Origin of the sequence: Rubritalea spongiae, from assembly GCF_042652385.1 — a bacterium.
GTDB classification, from domain to species: domain Bacteria; phylum Verrucomicrobiota; class Verrucomicrobiia; order Verrucomicrobiales; family Akkermansiaceae; genus Rubritalea; species Rubritalea spongiae.
Genome location: NZ_JBHSJM010000001.1, coordinates 2,821,613 through 2,838,526, shown reverse-complemented (window position 1 = coordinate 2,838,526; position 16,914 = coordinate 2,821,613). Strand labels below are relative to the sequence as shown.

At 47.2% G+C, this 16,914-nt stretch carries 11 protein-coding genes; 3 read left to right on the top strand and 8 right to left on the bottom strand.

Annotated features, from left to right (window positions below):
* Window positions 1-8: 8 nt before the first annotated feature.
* From ACFPK9_RS12565 to ACFPK9_RS12545, 5 genes are all read right to left on the bottom strand, one after another.
* Window positions 9-1,340 carry a DUF1552 domain-containing protein gene (locus ACFPK9_RS12565; protein WP_377095257.1) on the bottom strand — a complete coding sequence of 444 codons (1,332 nt, stop codon included), beginning with the start codon at window positions 1,338-1,340 and terminating at the stop codon, window positions 9-11.
* Between the two features lie 172 nt (window positions 1,341-1,512).
* On the bottom strand, window positions 1,513-2,967 hold the full coding sequence (locus tag ACFPK9_RS12560; RefSeq protein WP_377095256.1) for a sulfatase family protein: 1,455 nt from the start codon (window positions 2,965-2,967) through the stop codon (window positions 1,513-1,515).
* Window positions 2,968-2,993: 26 nt separating this feature from the next.
* Window positions 2,994-4,475 (bottom strand): sulfatase, encoded by a 1,482-nt coding sequence (locus ACFPK9_RS12555; RefSeq protein WP_377095255.1) that lies wholly within the window; start codon window positions 4,473-4,475, stop codon window positions 2,994-2,996.
* A 25-nt stretch (window positions 4,476-4,500) separates the two neighbouring features.
* Window positions 4,501-5,877, bottom strand: a complete 1,377-nt coding sequence (locus ACFPK9_RS12550) for a sulfatase family protein (RefSeq protein WP_377095254.1) — start codon at window positions 5,875-5,877, stop codon at window positions 4,501-4,503.
* A gap of 5 nt (window positions 5,878-5,882) precedes the next feature.
* The gene (locus ACFPK9_RS12545; protein ID WP_377095253.1) at window positions 5,883-7,289 is read right to left on the bottom strand and encodes a sulfatase family protein; all 1,407 of its coding nucleotides are present in this window, start codon (window positions 7,287-7,289) and stop codon (window positions 5,883-5,885) included.
* 321 nt (window positions 7,290-7,610) lie between these two features.
* Between ACFPK9_RS12545 and ACFPK9_RS12540 the strand changes: the two genes are divergently transcribed.
* Window positions 7,611-9,746: a right-handed parallel beta-helix repeat-containing protein gene (locus tag ACFPK9_RS12540; RefSeq protein ID WP_377095252.1), complete on the top strand. Its 2,136-nt coding sequence runs from the start codon at window positions 7,611-7,613 to the stop codon at window positions 9,744-9,746.
* Between the two features lie 157 nt (window positions 9,747-9,903).
* Here ACFPK9_RS12540 and ACFPK9_RS12535 read toward each other — a convergent pair whose 3' ends face one another.
* Window positions 9,904-11,025, bottom strand: coding sequence for an FG-GAP repeat domain-containing protein (locus tag ACFPK9_RS12535; RefSeq protein WP_377095251.1), 1,122 nt, complete (start codon window positions 11,023-11,025; stop codon window positions 9,904-9,906).
* Window positions 11,026-11,184: 159 nt separating this feature from the next.
* Complete coding sequence (locus ACFPK9_RS12530; protein ID WP_377095250.1) at window positions 11,185-12,012, bottom strand: hypothetical protein; 828 nt, start codon at window positions 12,010-12,012, stop codon at window positions 11,185-11,187.
* 540 nt (window positions 12,013-12,552) lie between these two features.
* Here ACFPK9_RS12530 and ACFPK9_RS12525 point away from each other — a divergent pair.
* Both ACFPK9_RS12525 and ACFPK9_RS12520 read left to right on the top strand, forming a co-directional pair.
* Window positions 12,553-14,913: a DUF1592 domain-containing protein gene (locus tag ACFPK9_RS12525; RefSeq protein WP_377095249.1), complete on the top strand. Its 2,361-nt coding sequence runs from the start codon at window positions 12,553-12,555 to the stop codon at window positions 14,911-14,913.
* Window positions 14,906-16,231 (top strand): DUF1552 domain-containing protein, encoded by a 1,326-nt coding sequence (locus ACFPK9_RS12520; protein WP_377095248.1) that lies wholly within the window; start codon window positions 14,906-14,908, stop codon window positions 16,229-16,231. Before ACFPK9_RS12525 ends, ACFPK9_RS12520 begins: the two co-directional genes overlap by 8 nt.
* A 15-nt stretch (window positions 16,232-16,246) precedes the next feature.
* On the opposite strand, the gene ACFPK9_RS12515 is transcribed toward ACFPK9_RS12520, so the two are convergent.
* On the bottom strand, window positions 16,247-16,903 hold the full coding sequence (locus tag ACFPK9_RS12515) for a response regulator (RefSeq protein ID WP_377095247.1): 657 nt from the start codon (window positions 16,901-16,903) through the stop codon (window positions 16,247-16,249).
* Between the last annotated feature and the right edge of the window lie 11 nt (window positions 16,904-16,914).

The window sequence follows — 16,914 nt, the reverse complement described above, 5'->3', positions numbered from 1 at the left end:
GAAATATGTTACGCCAAAATTTCACTCAATGGACCCGCTCCAGAATCGTAGCGCATCGCCATATTCTCAGACATATTGAAATGATCTACATGCACACCCGTTGCACGGAGGATCGAAGTATACAAGGCATTGATCGGGCGCGTTCCATCAAGTTGCGTAAAACGACCCGACTTAAAAGCACCACCGCAGTTACCGAGCAACATCACTGGCCATGTCTCACCTTTGGTATGCTGCTTGTCAGCGTTGTTGCTAGTGTAAACGATCAGGGTATTATCCATCATCGTCCCGCTCCCTTCAGGAATGCTTTCTAACTCTTCCATTAGCTTTACTAACATGCTCATATTATACTTACGAATTTTCACCCAAATCGGGTTATCTTTCTGCGGCATATGCCCGAGGCCATGTCCTTGCTTATCGATCCCTAGCCCTTTCCAAGAACCAAAAATTTCACCGCGCCCAGAACCGATCGTCAGTACATTGGTCGTTCCCGACTTTAACGCTGAAATTCCCAAATCAAGCAATCGATCATGCCAATCAGTTTCAAACTCTGGAGTAGCGTAGTGTTGGTCAACCGGCGGAGCAAACTTGCGTAAATGCTCTGACGCATCGCCAAGCCGCTCCCGCAAACCATTCATATCACTGAACCCTTGAGTAAACTCGCTATAACGTTGCTGAGCCAACTCCGGCAACGCATCCCCTTTTGCAATCGCAAACTTTTCGATACGGTCCAGCATTGCCGAGCTCGCTTCATGTTGATTACGAATCTCGCCACTCGAAATCCCACCATAAAGGAGTTGGTAAAGGTGGTTGGGGTTCGAATACATGAAAATGGGTTTCCCTGCGCCACTCGCCGATAAGTTGGCGACAGTCGGTTTGGCCACCATATTATCCAAGGAATCCATTCCGATACAAAGGTGCGGCAACAAGGTCTCGGGCAAAACCTTGCTCAATTCATAATCAATGGTCGAAGCACTCGGCGGAACGCCATCACTACCTCGATAACCACCTAACGCTCCAAAAAAGGCACTATGTGACGGGCTGGTATGACGCCCATGAAGTCCATTGATAATATGCAATTTTTCTTTAAATGGATCGAGAGCTTTGATCGGTTCGGGTAACACCGCTGAAGCCAACGAACCACTATTGACCATATTCGTGGGAATGCAGGTTTTAGGGTCAAAGCCTTGGTTCTGCATGAAAAACACCACCCGTTTCGGACCTCCAGCGCTAGTAATAATTGAGTTTGCTGCTTGCCCGATCTGAGGCAACATCGAGCCTCCAAAACCAGCATATCCTATGCCAGCTACTAGCTTCTTGAGTGATTCTCTGCGTGTCATCATAATAAAGTGTGTGTGCCGTTCCCTTCATGAACCACCCCACACCTTAGTACAGAATCGTTCATAGTTAAGAAGATACGCCGACCCTATTATTCTTCTTACACAGAAATATTTATAAAAATGCCCCATTCCCAGCGCGCGCAGGAATGGGGCATTCTTAAGTAAAACCTCTAACCTACCAGATTTTGACCTTCTTAGCGTCGTTTTTCTGAGGTTCGCCAGGAGTACTCCGTCCTTGCTTTACCTCATACTCAAGCATCGTGAGAAGCTTCTCCACTACTTCTGGTTTTTCTGTGTAAAGATTCTTCGTCTCACTTTCGTCGTTCTCCATGTCATAGAGCTGACCTTTGGGAGCTGCAGCCATTTCCTCTTTCGTGAGTCCATCATCAAGCCCTCCTGAACCTTTGGCCAAGATCAACTTCCACTTTCCTGAGCGATACGCAAACTTCCCAGTGTAAGAATGGTGCACGATTCCTTTGCGCTCAGTCACGATCTTCTCGCCTTTCAGTGCTGGAAGAAAACTCACACTGTCTTCGCCCTCGTTGTCCTTCAATGCTCGTCCTGTGATCTCACTGCACGTTGCCATGAAGTCATTGAGACAAATAATTTCATCTGAGCTGCTGCCAGCTTTCACCACTGCTGGCCAACGGACGATGTGCGGCACGCGATGCCCACCATCCCAAAGTTCCATTTTCTTTCCACGGAACTGCGCGTTCGGGTAATGCCCTTTACTGATTAAATCAGGGATTTCAGCCTTCTTTGCACAACCATTATCACTCGTCACTATGATCATGGTATTTTCAGCGCTTTCACTTGCATCCACAGCTTCGATGATTTTTCCAATTACAGCGTCTGTCTGCATCATGAAGTCACCGTAATCGCCGAGCCCACTCTTCCCCTTCCATTCCTCAGAAGGAACAATGGGCGTGTGTGGTGATGTGAGTGGAATATAGAGGAAATAAGGCTTCTCCCCATGTTGTTGCTGAATGAACTCAATCGATTTTTTCTCTAATTCATCCAGCACTTCCACAGCTTCAAAGCTAGGTTCTGCTGCTCCAGGTCGGTGAAATGCCTTCTTCGCAGTGGCTTCTCCGACAAACTTGTTGTTGTGAATGTAAATGTAGGGAGGGAAATCCAATGAAGCGGAAATTCCATACCAATAATCGAAACCTAGATCGACAGGCCCCTTGGTAATAGTCCCTTTCCAGTCGAGACTCTTCCCCTGCTTTGGTAAACCAAGACCAAGGTGCCACTTCCCGACCATCGCAGTATGGTAACCAGCGTCCTTCAGAACTTTTGCCACCGTGGTTCTAGTCGTTGGAATAAGCGGCCCAGAAGTTCCACTTAACACACCACGTTGTTTCGTTGTGCGCCAATTGTAGCGCCCAGTGAGAAGCCCATAACGCGTTGGAGTGCAAACGGATGAACAGGTGTGAGCATCGGTAAAGATCATCCCATCTTTCGCCAACTTATCCATCGCTGGCGTTGGAATCTTCCCTTTCTCAGGGTTAAGGATTTGCACATCTCCATAGCCCATATCATCTGCTAAGATATAAACGATATTGGGCAATTTCTCTTCTGCATAAACAAAAGAAGAAAGAGCGAATACAAATGATAAAAATTTTTTCATAACTGAATGGATAAGTTCAAACGCACTTATTGTTTGTCGAAGTATGCGGGTCTCCACGCCTCCTTACCGCCTTTAGCTCCGAGGAATTTTGCATCATGCGATTTATACCAAGCGTGAAGGTTAGCTCTCATTTTAGCTACCTTTTCAGGATACTGCTTGGATAAGTCATTCAACTCACCAATATCCTCTTTGAGGTTGTAAAGAGCAACACTGCCGTCTTCGTAATTCTCAAGTAGCTTGAAATCACCCTGGCGAATCGCACCACCTGGAATACCTCCTTGGTTGCTGTAATGAGGGTAATGCCAATACAAAGCATCGCGATCAAACTCTTCACCCGCGAGAAGTGGTTTCAAGTCCACGCCGTCCACTTCTGGCTCAACCTTGTAGCCCGCTGCAGTAACGATCGTTGGATAAAGGTCAATTCCTGAAATCGGCTCGTCTGAAACACTTCCTTCTTTAGTAACCGATGGATAACGAATGATCCATGGCTCGCGGATTCCACCATCGTACATCCAGCCCTTACCACCATTCAGTGGTTTGTTGCTGGTTGGCCAACCTTCAGAAGTCGAGAGACCTCCGTTGTCAGAAGTGAAAACTATAATCGTGTTGTCCCACTGGCCTTCTGCTTTGAGTGTGTCAATGACCGAGCCGATCGCGATATCCATCGCTTCGACCATTGCCGCATAAGTGAAATGCGTTTGTTTAACGCGAATTTTCTTTTCCTGCCCACTCGCGCCCATGACTTTCGCAAAGTCATCCGTTTTCGATGGTTTGACACCTAGCTTCTCCGCTTTCTCTTTGTATTTATCGATCAGATCCTTGCGCCCCATCAAAGGTGTGTGGACTGAGTAAAAGGAAAGATAGGCCAAGAAGGGTGTATCCTTATTGTCTTTAATGAACTTAGAAGTCTCCTTTGCGAGTCGCGCAGGTAGGTGTTCTCCGGCTGGCCCTTCTTCTTTAATCTCAGGGTTTTTGTATGGAGCAAAATACTTCTTCCCAGTGTACGGACCACCTCTGTCGTGGCCGCCGATGTTTACATCGAAGCCCTGCTTCTGTGGGCGAAAGTCTGGACCATAACCGAGATGCCATTTCCCAGCGAAAAACGTCGAATAACCGACAGACTTGAGAGCCTCCGCTAGCGTTGTTTCTTCTAGCGGCAATTCTGCTAAAAATGGCGCGGGGGCGAACTTCCCACTTTTCCCCATACTGCCCTGCTTTCCAGGGAAAAGGTGAGTCGTCCCGATTCGTGTCGGGTACTTCCCTGTCAGCATACTCACCCGTGATGGTGAACAAACTGGACAAGTCGCGTAGCCATCAGTAAACAGCATCCCGCTCTTCGCAAGCGCATCAATATTGGGAGTTTCATAAAAACAGTTAGGATTGTTAGCGCCAATGTCCATGTAGCCCAAGTCGTCTACTAAGAATACAACGACATTAGGTTTCTCTGTAGCACTGAGAGACATCAGCGACATTCCGGCAAAAGAGAGCAGTGTAAATAATTTCTTCATAATGGAGTGGATTTTCTGACCAACTTTATTGGTCTAAGGTGAGAATTTGTGGGTTTTCAACATAACCGGCAGGGCGAATCTCGCTTGTAATTTGACGATCAAATTCCTGCATAGCAGTCTTAAGTTGCTCCACTATTTCGGGGTGATTCTTGGCCACATTTTGCTTTTCGGCAACATCCATATTCAGATCCACCAAGACAGGCTTACCTTTCGACATCCGTAGTTTCCAATGCATCCAACGGACTCCCCCCATCTTGTTCTTGTCATAATAAAAGAAAAACTCGTGGGGGCTCGACGCCCCTGCGGTCAGTGTCTCGGACACATCTTTACCATCGATCACTCTATCTTGAGGAACCTCACCGCCCATCAAACTCGCCATCGTAGGAAAAATGTCCATTGCGGTCATCACTTCGTCATTATCTTTCCCAGCAGGTATCCCTTGAGGCCATCGCACTACAGTCGGCACTCTCATCCCACCTTCCAAAATGCTCCCTTTCCCACCGGTCAATTTACCTGACGAACCTAGTTTTGGACCGTTATCACTCGTAAATAACACAAAGGTATTCTCATCGATTCCTTGCTTTTCTAAGGCTTCTAAAATCTGCCCCACAGACCAATCGACTTCAGCAATCGCCCTAGAATAAAGATTATCTCGCAACTTGTAGTTGATCGTACCGTTTTCCTCCTTCAATCCCTTTTGAATGGTTTCAGGTAAATCCTCCATAAATGGTGGCGATGCATGAATCGGCCGATGCGGTAAGGGATGCGCCACATACATAAAGAAAGGTTCTTCCTTGTGCTTCTCAATGAAACCAACCGCCCGCTCCGTGATGCGCTTTGTTAAATAATCTGCATCCGGCTCCAACTCGATGACTTTTTCACCTTCTAACAAGGGAAGCGGAGGAAAATTATACTTCTTCTGATTCCCATGAAATGGATGAATGTCATGGCTATACGGCAAACCAAAAAACTCTTCAAACCCCTGATTCATAGGAAGGAACTCCGGCTGATCCCCTAAGTGCCATTTCCCAAACATCCCAGTCTTGTAGCCATTCAATTGAGCAAGCTCAGCAATGGTTATCTCACTAGGATTCAAACCCTTTTCATCACACGCTAGGTTCACCCCATCCGACATATCTATGCGCTTCGGGTAACACCCTGTCATTAAGGCCGCACGGGATGGAGTGCAAATTGCAGCCGCTACATAAAAGTTCGTCAACCTCGCACCCTCTTTCGCCATCTGATCAATATGTGGAGTCACTACCTTATGTTTACCTCCCCCATTGCACCCAAGATCACCATACCCCTGATCATCAGTAAGAATCACAATAATATTTGGTCTTGGAGCAGCCTGAAGACTCAACCCCAATCCACACAAAACCCCTAAAATTCTCCTCATCATAAGCTCTATTTTTTAAGAGTAAGTACTTTGGGGTTCTCTACTTTACCAGCAGGTCGAACTTCTTTTGCCATCTTAGCGTCGAATTTCTGAATCGCTTCTTGCAGTTGTTGCACGATCTCTGGATGCTGCGCCGCTAGATTTTTTTTCTCCGAAATATCTTTATCAAGATTATAGAGAGTCACCTTCCCATCAACTTTACGCAATTTCCACGACTTCCATCGCACAGCCTCCGTTGTTCCCCAATAATTATAAAAGAAATACTCATACTGACTCTCCGCTCCATCCTCCAAGACAGGCATCATATCCTTCCCATCAATCACCCTATCATCAGGCAGATCCGCTCCCATCAGCTTCGCAAATGTTGGTAACACATCCATCGCTGTCATCAACGTATCATTGTCACGTCCCGCTTGAATCCCCTTCGGCCAGCGAATCACAGCCGGCACTCGCATTCCCCCTTCGAGCGTCTTTGTTTTTTTACCGCTCAAAGGTTTCGCTGAGCCTGCAGCTGGGCCATTGTCACTAGTAAAAAGGACAATAGTATTTTCATCGATTCCTTGTTCCTTCAAGCTATTAAGGATTTCACCCACTGACCAATCGATTTCATAAATAGCAGCTGGATAGACCTTCGGAGATTTTTTCTTATTCTCAGGCTTCTTCAGTTCTTCAGCGTACTGCCTCTTGATTTCGGGTGAAGCGACAACTGGGCCATGCGGCAAGGGATGCGCTACATACATAAAAAAATTTTCATCCTTATGTTCCTTAATGAAAGCAACTGCACGCTCAGTGATTCGACGCGTCAAGTAACGAGGATCAGGGCTCATCTCGATCACCTCCTCACCCTCCAACACAGGTAATGGAGGAAATTTAAATACCTTATTATTTTTGTGCTTCGGAGTGATATCGTGGCTATAGGGAATGCCAAAAAATTCCTCGAAACCCTGACGCGTTGGCAAAAATTCAGGCTGATCGCCTAGATGCCACTTGCCGAACATCCCAGTCTTGTAGCCAGCCGATTGCGCAGCCTCAGCGATAGTAAATTCATCAGGATTCAAGCCTCTGCCATCACCTGCCAGACAAACTGGAAATCTCGTACCAGATGAGATGTGGGGCAACTTCACCTCACGACTTGACGCTGGGGCCATATCGACACGTTGTGGATAGCACCCCGTCATCAGCGCGGCACGGGACGGCGTACACACGGGGGCCGCCACATAGAAACTCGTTAAACGCGCTCCCTCCTTTGCCATTTGATCAATATTCGGAGTCAACAAATGCTTCCCTCCAAAACATGCCAGATCGCCATAACCTTGATCATCAGTAAAAATAATCACCACATTTGGCTTTTCAGTCGCAAAAAGGTTGGATGCCACAATGACTGAAAGCAGTGATTTCCCTAAAATTTTAATCATCTAATCTCTATAATTCTCGATTGTTCAATTCCTAGCTTTCTCTGTTAAGAAATGCTCTAGGCGCTAATTGTGCTTATCTATACAGTGACACCTGCGCAGAATGACACCTTTTTACGGAAAATTTTGCTCGATCTATCACTGAAACCCAAAATCCAGCGAAAAACCGCCAAATAAATCCAAAATTGTGACTTCTCACTGATAGGAAAGTAGGTCACGATGGGTAGCTAACACAGCACGTTTTACCTTGATTGCATTCAGAGAGTCTTAGCTCTAATGCGACCGATGTCATCGGTAAAACTCATTATAACACCACTCAAAATCATGCGCACTAAATGTACATTTAGCGTTTTAACGTCACTTTTACTTTTTTCGGCACACCAAACTGCCTCAGCCCAAGCTGACTTCTACGTAGCTCCCAATGGAAACGATCAAGGCACGGGCTCACTCGAAGATCCATTCGCGAGCATCGAGCGCGCAAAGCTCGCCGTGCGTGAACTCAAAAAGAGTAAACAAGCAGATATCAAGGTCCAGCTCCGCGGAGGACGATACGAAATCTCAGAAACACTCACTTTCTCTCTCGCTGACTCTGGATCTGAAAACAGCACCATCAGCTACGCTGCTTACCCAAATGAAACTCCCATCCTCAGCGCCGGAGCCGCAATCACTAACTTGAAGCCAACAACTGGCGAGATCGAAGGACTACCCGACATCGCTAAAGGCAAAGTCCTCGTCGCCGATATCAAAGCTGACTTCCGCACCCTTTACGACTCTGAAGGCATTTTACCCCGAGCGAGTTCACCAGGATTCATCACCCGCGAAGGAGGTGGACGCAACAAAATACTCATTCCAAAAAGCGCTCTCAAAAACTGGTCTAACACTGAAGGGCTCGAAGTGTTAGTTCGCCCACACCACGCGTGGATACGTAATATCCTACCAGTCTCCAAGTTTGACTATGAAAAAGCTACTTTCCATACATCCATTGATGGTTCCTACGTCGCCAACCCACTTCATTTCCTCAAGGATACCCCGAATTGCTGGGTAGAAAATTCCATCGAAGAACTCGACAAGCCAGGTGAATGGGTGCTCAACCCCACAGAAGGAAAACTCTACCTCTGGCCTAGAAATGATTCTAAGATCTACCGACCACTTCTCAACGAAATCATCCGCGTCGAAGGCGATATCGATTTCAAAGGGCCAAAAGACACGCCGGTGACCCATCTAACTTTTGATGGCCTCACTTTTATGCACGGGGAGCGCTACACTCTCACTAAAGATGATGCCGGCCTACAGCATGACTGGGACATGCTCGACAAAGACAATGCCCTCGTCCGCTTCCGGGGCACGGAACATTGTACTATCAAGAACTCTCATTTCCTCAACAGTGGAAGCGGAGCTATCCGTGTTGATCTCCACGGTATGTTTAACGAAGTCTCAGGAAACCACATCGAGCACCTCGGTGGTGGTGGCATCCTCATCGCTGGATACGGTCCGGGCACTAAAGATGTCAGTCGGAAAAACTTTGTTTCCAACAACCACATCCACCATGTCGGAGAAATTTACTGGCATTCTCCAGGGCTTTTCATTTGGCAAAGTGGCGAGAACCAAATCTCGAACAATTACATTCATCACACCAACTACACAGGCCTCATCCTATCAGGTTGCATGCTAGACTTCTTCCAGAAAAGAGGACGCGAACTCGGCAGAACGCTGCGCTTACATGAACTCGGCAACACTAAAAAGATCAAGACAGACGAGGATGCCATCCCCTATTGGCACTCACATGACAATCTCATTGAATACAACGAAATTAGCCACTCCATGCAGAAACTTGGAGACGGCAATGCCATCTACATTCGTGGAGCAGGCCCCAACAACATCATCAGACGCAACTACGTCCACCACCTCATCACACCAATGATCATGCAGTGCGCTATCCGCACAGATGGCGGCCAACGCGGCACGATCATTAACGAAAACATCATCTACAAATGCACCTCCCAAGGCATGATGCTCAAACTCAATACCACCTTTGAGAACAACATCATCGCAGATGTGATCTACCCGCCTCGCGGCTACTACCTCTCACTGCGTGAAGGCCCGCTTACTGGTGCCAGCATCAAACACAACATCTTCTACTCCTCTGGCCCTGTCGAAGATTTCATCAATGAACTCGAAGGAAAACGCGCAGGAGGCACAGAAGATCGCCGCGGTCGCGCACTCGCCCGAGTGCAGGATGCCAACACTGGAGCAAATCTCTTCTACTCAGCAAGCAATCCAGAACAAGCCCAAGCCATGGTAGACAAACTCCACTCCCTCAACACAGGGAAAGGCAGTATCGCTGCAGACCCAATGTTTGCCGACCCATCCAAGGGCAACTTCCAGCTCAAGCCTGGCTCTCCTGCACTCAAAATGGGCTTCAAGCCGATCGACCAATCCAAAATCGGCCTCCTCAAGTAGCCATCCAGCTCAGAGCCTCGTTGACGCGAGTGATGCAAATTACTAAATGCCTATACCATAGTCCTCCGCAATCTTTGCATCACTCTCAGACTCTTTTTCTTCATCAGCTCCCCTCACCCTTTCAAACCCTCGAAAACTAGACCCCTTCAGCTTTGGTCTACTTCAGCATATTCTCATACCACACGACATTTTTCGAGGCTCGGCCAGCATTAAGCAAATCCATATCGCCGTCACCATCCATGTCGACCGCTCGTAAATCGTAGCTTTGTTGACTCTCATCGATTGTGTGAATCGTGAAATTCCCTTTCCCATCGTTTTCATACCAACGCGTCAACTCATTACCAAAGCCACAACTCGCCGCATCTAGGTCACCGTCTTGATCAAAATCCGCCAATGCTAAGCTATGCGGATCCTCGATTTCTTCATCAATCGAGTGAATCTTCCAACTCGGATTCTCAAACCATAACACGCCAGCTGAATGCCCACGCGAGGCCACCCAGTCAACCTTACCATCGCCATTCACATCTCCTGGCACAATATTCGTCGCGGCTAACTGCAGATCTGCCAGCAGAACCTTCTCCCAAGCTCCGGTCACACCTTCCTTCCCTGGATTTTTCCAGAAAGCAAACCAGTTCCCATTCGCAAAAGGTTTCCCTTTCGCCCCAACTGCGATCTCCTTCCAGCCATCTCCATCGATGTCAGCAGCGCCCATATAATGGCTGCCTCCCTCTGCATCGCCATCCGCAAACACATGCCTATTCCACGGCTTTGCCCCATGCGGATTCTCGGGCACGCTCAACCATGCAATCGAATTCTTTACACCTTCATTAGGTTTAAAATTATTAATCACCAAATCCTCTTTACCATCATTATCAATATCAGCAGCAAGCACACAGTGAATTCCTGTAATCTCCGTATCAATCAGCCGGTACTTCCATTCACCTTTGTCAAATTGCTTCCGCCCCGGATTTTCTAACCAAAATGGATTCCCGTGCGCCAGAGCCCCTGCCCAATCTAGGTCGCCATCGCCATCCACATCCAGCACTGCACTGTGAATGCATTTATCCTTTACCCTCGGAAAACGGTGCAGCACCACTTCCTTTTCCCAATCTGGAGCCATCAACAAACTCACCTTCCCATTGATGCTCGTCACCACATCCATCTTCTCATCTCCATTCGCATCCAGAGCGACCGCTGTCGTACAAAACCCTTCCTCCGTCACCACATGCTTCACCCAAGACGACTGAGCTCCTGCATTACAACTAAGAACAACACACATAATAAATCCCTTCAACATGCGACAGACTCTATCCTCTCATCAATTTTCACCGCAAGACGGAAGTTATTCAGCTAATAGGTCTAAAGCAAAAAAGAGCTATCTGAATTTGATGATCGGATCCGATTCACCAAAACAGATAGCTCAAATGTTCAAACACCACTAACTTTTTCTACGTCTCAATAACAGCAGCATTCCAGCTAAGCCAATGCTCACAGCAGCTTGAGGTTCTGGTATAGCATCGAGACCCGACATTGATTGTCCTATAATAATATCGCCAGATACTATCCCCAAAGAGCCACCTAGATCTACAGCGTCTACGTCTATGCGGATTGCATTCGTAGTCATATATGAATCAGATATACCATCGCCACTAACTGTTTGCTCATTTAGAAATACGCGTACACCAGCGACTCCTGCAGCAGAAACGTTTAGCTCCGTATTAGGGCTATAGGTACTCGATAGGTTAAAACTAGTTGAGCCTATGTTTAAAGTAACGTTCTCTAGCGTTGATGTCCCTATCGAAGATAATGAACCATAGGAACCTGAGCTGGAAGAGGTAGAACTAATGACATCGCCAGCGCCTCCAGTGCTGAGACTTATCAAACCACCTGTACCTAGTGAGAAAGAAAGACCTGTCACACTTCCTGCTCCAGTGGAGTTTCCAGTAGCAGAAAATCCATCGATATTGGAACTTGCACTAGCATCTAGAGCCGCTGCTTGCACAGAGCCTAGCGTTACAAGAGTAGCCACTATATCTACATTGAGACCAAGTACCTGAGCCGAATCTGTATCGGGGCTTGGAGCACTCACATCAGCTTCAGCAAAAGGCCCTACTCCCACATCAAGAACCAGCAATGAAAGATCTACATCCATGCCCAAGCCCGAAGCTGAGCCAGATGTTACGATGCTCGTTGCTGCTTCCACTGGACTCAGAAAAGCTACAAGAGGGAGAAACCAAAGACGGCGATTTGTTACACTTTTATTCATTTTTTTGGGGGGGATTAAATTAATTCATCAGGCTCACTAAAACATACGTATGAAATAAATGAAGACTGCAATAAATAGTATTACCTAAATAATATAGTGTGTTCAAGCCATTTCAGAAAACATCCCACTACTAAAGCAAGCAGTACCTACTCAGTACACGGAACAACAAGAAACCGATAAACACATCTATACTATTTGTATAAATTAATGATTAAAAACAAAAACCAAGCAAAAAATTGCTAAGGATTTACCAGATCCCTCACGATCTAGCATAGTTCCCCCCTGAAACTCAGAGCGATAGCGTAGTTATCTATATATAACACATCACTCAATAATTACGGATACCTGCGTCATCTGATATAGTACATTGATTATCGCACTAAATTCATGAGCCTATCTTCTCGATCAGCCTTAAAACCGACAACGACGGCTCAATCACAAACTCCAACTGCACACGTGCATAACGCATATGAATATGTGCGTCACAAATATGACAATTTTGATCTATATACATGGTACACATAGTACCTAGTCTTATCTATGCTTTTAAAATATTGGCCAGCAGCAAACCAACGCCCTCAAAAGATGCTTTCTTTCCTAACCGCATGCATCGTGGTGGCTCTCATCGTGCCTTTTCATAAAGCTTCTGCCGACAACTTTGCCAATATCGCTGAGCCATTTTTCCAAAGCTATTGTTACCGTTGCCACAGCGCAGACGAGAAAACCAAGGGCGATGTCGACCTTAAAGAATTCGCCTCGGACGCCTCCATCACTAAAGACCGTGATATGTGGCTCGACATTCTCTACCTCGTAGAGACCGAAGAAATGCCCACCAAGGAACCACTTCCTACAGCCGCTGAGCGTGCAGCCTTTGTCGAATGGCTCGACTCAAAGGTTAATTCCGTCGATTGGTCAAAAGTAAAACATGCTGGCTATGTGCCAATGCCACGTCTGACCAAGAAAGAGTATAACAACACCATGCGCGATCTCCTCGGTGTCGATGTCCAACCCGGACACATCCTTTTTGAAGACGGTGAAGGAAACAGCGGTTTCACCACAGACCGCAGTAACCTCTTCTTATCCCCAGCAGCAATGGAAAAATACATCGAAGCTGCAGACAAAGCACTCGATGCCGTGATCGGTGGAATAGAACCTATTTCTAAAACTTTCGAGGCCGAAAACATGCTCTCCACAGCAAACATCAAAGCACTCTCAAGCTCATTAAGAGGTGGTGGCGAAGGTGTCAGACTTACTATTGGACAAACCACCATGTACGAGTCACTCGAAGTCCCAGCCGATGGCACCTACATCATTGAACTCCGAGGACAATCAGCGAATGCAGACAATGGCTCAGCCTTAGTACGCCTCAATAACGAGCCCGTCGGCCTAGCTACTTTCCCCGGTGAGAAGGCTAGCGTACAAGAACTCAGTACATTCATTCCAAAAGGTGCTCACCAGCTCACGATCAATAAAGGAATCGACGCTCGGCGAATCATTAAGGACGGGAATAAAACCTTTCTCAAAGAAGTGGTCTTCGATTGGATCAAAATAACAGGTCCTGTCTCGGCAATGAACAGGCGTTCTAATAAACCTCGCTATAGCTTGCAGCCAAAACCTGGCATAAGTGAAGTCGAATCTGTTAGAGAAATGATGATCCAGTTCTTGGTCCGCGCATTCAGACGCCCGATCAAGCCTTCCACCCTCGAAAAATACGTCGACATTTTCAAAAATGCCAGAGCACAAGGCGCTGGTTACACCTACTCGCTGCGCCAAACAATGCTCGCGGCTATGGTTTCTCCCAGATTTCTCTACAGACATGAATTTGGCCCCAGCGAAGACGGTACACGCGAAGAATACGCGCTCGACGATTTCCAAATCGCTTCTCGTCTTTCCTATTTCCTTTGGCTCTCTATGCCAGACGACGAGCTCTTCAAACTCGCAAGCCAACGCAAGCTCCGCGACCCAGAAGTCCTCAGATCTCAAGTCAAACGCATGCTCGCCGATCCGAAATCCCGTGATTTCTCCTCCACCTTCCTCGGCCAATGGCTCAAATTCGAGGCACTAGGCAAAGACGTCATCCCTGATTCCAAAACCTTTCCAGAATACAACAAGCAGCTCTCGGATGCCATGAAAGCGGAAACCATTCTCACCTTCGAACACCTCATTGCCAAAGACTACAGCATCCTCACCCTCATTGATTCCAGAGCCACCTTCCTCAATGAAGTCCTAGCCAAACATTACGGAATTGATGGAGTCGAAGGAAATCACATGCGTCCCGTGCGATTAGAAGACCCTCATCGTGGAGGATTACTAGGCATGGGAAGTATACTCACTGCTACCTCCACCCCGACCAGAACTAGCCCCGTGATTCGTGGCATATGGGTCAAAGAAAACCTCTTGGGTGAACGCATCCCTGAAGCCCCAGCTGATGTTCCTGAAATTGATGAAAAAGCTGGCATCAAAAAGAAAACCACTCTGCGAGAAGAATTACAAATCCACCGCGACAACCCAGACTGTGCACGCTGCCATGACAAGATCGACCCAATTGGCTTCGGACTCGAAAATTTCGACGGCATCGGCAGATTTAGAACAAAAGAATTTTCCGGTGTCCCTATCGATAGCCGAGGCGAAATGGAAGGATTCAGCTTCGAAGGTGCAGCTGAGCTGAAAGCTTGGTTGATGAAACATCGTAAAGACCAGTTCGTCCACACAGTCAGCAAGAACATGCTCGCCTACGCCCTCGGTCGCGAGATTGAAAGTTTCGATGAACCTGCTATCAGCAAGATTACGAAAGCTTTAGCAGAAAACGATTACAAAGCCTCCATTCTCATTCAAGAAGTCGTCCTCAGTTACCCATTCCTTAACAAAAGCAACTCTAACGAAGTCAACCCTCATGAATAAATCCTGGAAAATATCAAGACGCACCGTTCTCCGTGGACTGGGCGCTACCATGGCGCTCCCGCAGCTCGAAATTATGGCTGCGACCACAAGTAGCATCTCTGGAACCACATCCACTCCGAGCGCCGTCCCCCTCCGATTTATTACAATGTTTAAGCCCAATGGTGTCATGCCAAAAGATTGGGACGTCACAGGAGTTGGGAAAGACTATAAAATGTCCCCCATTCTTGACCCGCTCTCACGCCACCGCGAGGACATCAATATTCTTTCAGGAATTAACAATCAGAGCAGCGGACACGTTAAAATGACCGCCTCATTCCTAACGGGTGTGGATATTAAAAATGGCAAAGCCGGCCAGTCACTCGACCAAAGAATCGCAGACCACATCGGCCAGCAAACACGCTTTAAATCTCTTGTGCTTGGTACCGAACCTCCTCGACAGGGCAAAGCTGGCCTACCTATTTCCATTGCTAGCACTGTCAGTTGGAGTTCTGAAACCACCCGCGTATCACCAGAAATTAACCCACGTATCGCATTCGACCGCCTATTCCGTGGCAACACAGGACCGGATGCTATTAAAGAAGCGCAGATGCGGAAAAGCGTAATCGACCTCGTGCTCGAAGATGCCAAAAGCCTCCGCCGAAAAGCCAGTTACCTCGATAAAGAAAAAATCGATGAATACCTAGAGAGTGTTCGCTCAGTGGAAACACAACTCGAACGCGTCATTAACCCTATCGCTAAAGACTGGGAACCACCTACCCAGCCCAGCCCAGATGACTTTATCCGCCCCATGGCAGGTATTCCAAGAGAAAGAGATAAACACCTCCGCCTCATGATGGACATTTTAGTTCTAGGACTATGGACCGACACCACCCGTGTCGGAACGATCATGGCTGCGCACGGCTTCAGTCGCCAAAACTTCAGCTTCATCGATGGAGTATCAGGAGACCACCACAGTATTTCACACCACAAAGGCATTCCCGATAAAACTAAACAGTACACTGCCGTAAGTCGCTGGTATGTTGAACAATTTGCTTATCTCATCGATCGACTCAAAGGAATCGATGAAGGTGGTTCTAGCCTCTTTGACAACTCGATCCTTCTCTATGGATCTGGAATGAAAGACGGCAACGGCCATAAGACGAAGAACCTTCCCCTCGTCGTAGCTGGCCATGGCCAAGGACAAATCAAGACTGGTAGCCACCTCCAACTCCCTAGCCAGCCCCTCAGCAACCTCCACTACACCCTCGCCCAGAAATACGGAATCGAAGACGAAGATTTCAACAACACCAACAGTCGCTCCATTCCAGAACTAAGCTAACAGAAGCCCATTAGATCACTCTAACACACCACTTTTATACGCTTTAGAAATAGCTGCAGGAGCATTCTCCACCTGTAGTTTTTCATAAATGTGGCGGATATGAGAAGCCACCGTCGAGAAACCAATGCCAAGCTCTTTGGCTATCTCCTTCTTCACTAGCCCCTCACCTAACAGAACTAGGATCTCCATTTCTCGCTCGGATAATGGCCTCTCTAACTTCAACTCAGCTGACTTCGTTTTTAATGCCGATGTAATATAGCGCGCCACATCACCATCTAACAGAGCATTCCCACTTTGCACACTGCGCAAGCCATCCATAATCTGCGACAAAGTCGACTGCTTCAGCAAGTAGCCAGATGCCCCAAGCGCAATCGCTTGAATCACATCTGCTTCCTTATTCGATTGTGTAAGCATAATAATTTTAGCTTCTGGACTATACTTTTGAATCCATGGAATTGTCTCTAAACCACTCATTCCTGGAAGATTAAGATCCAATAACACAACATCTGGCATAGCGCTTGGCACAAGCCCTTGCAAATATCGTAATGCCACCTCAGCCGTACCCAGTGTCTGAACCAATTCAATATTGGATTCCCTCCCAATAGCCAGAGCTATGACCTCTCGATATTCTGGGCTATCCTCCACTAAAATGACTTTAATAGACTCTTTCATTTCTCTCATTC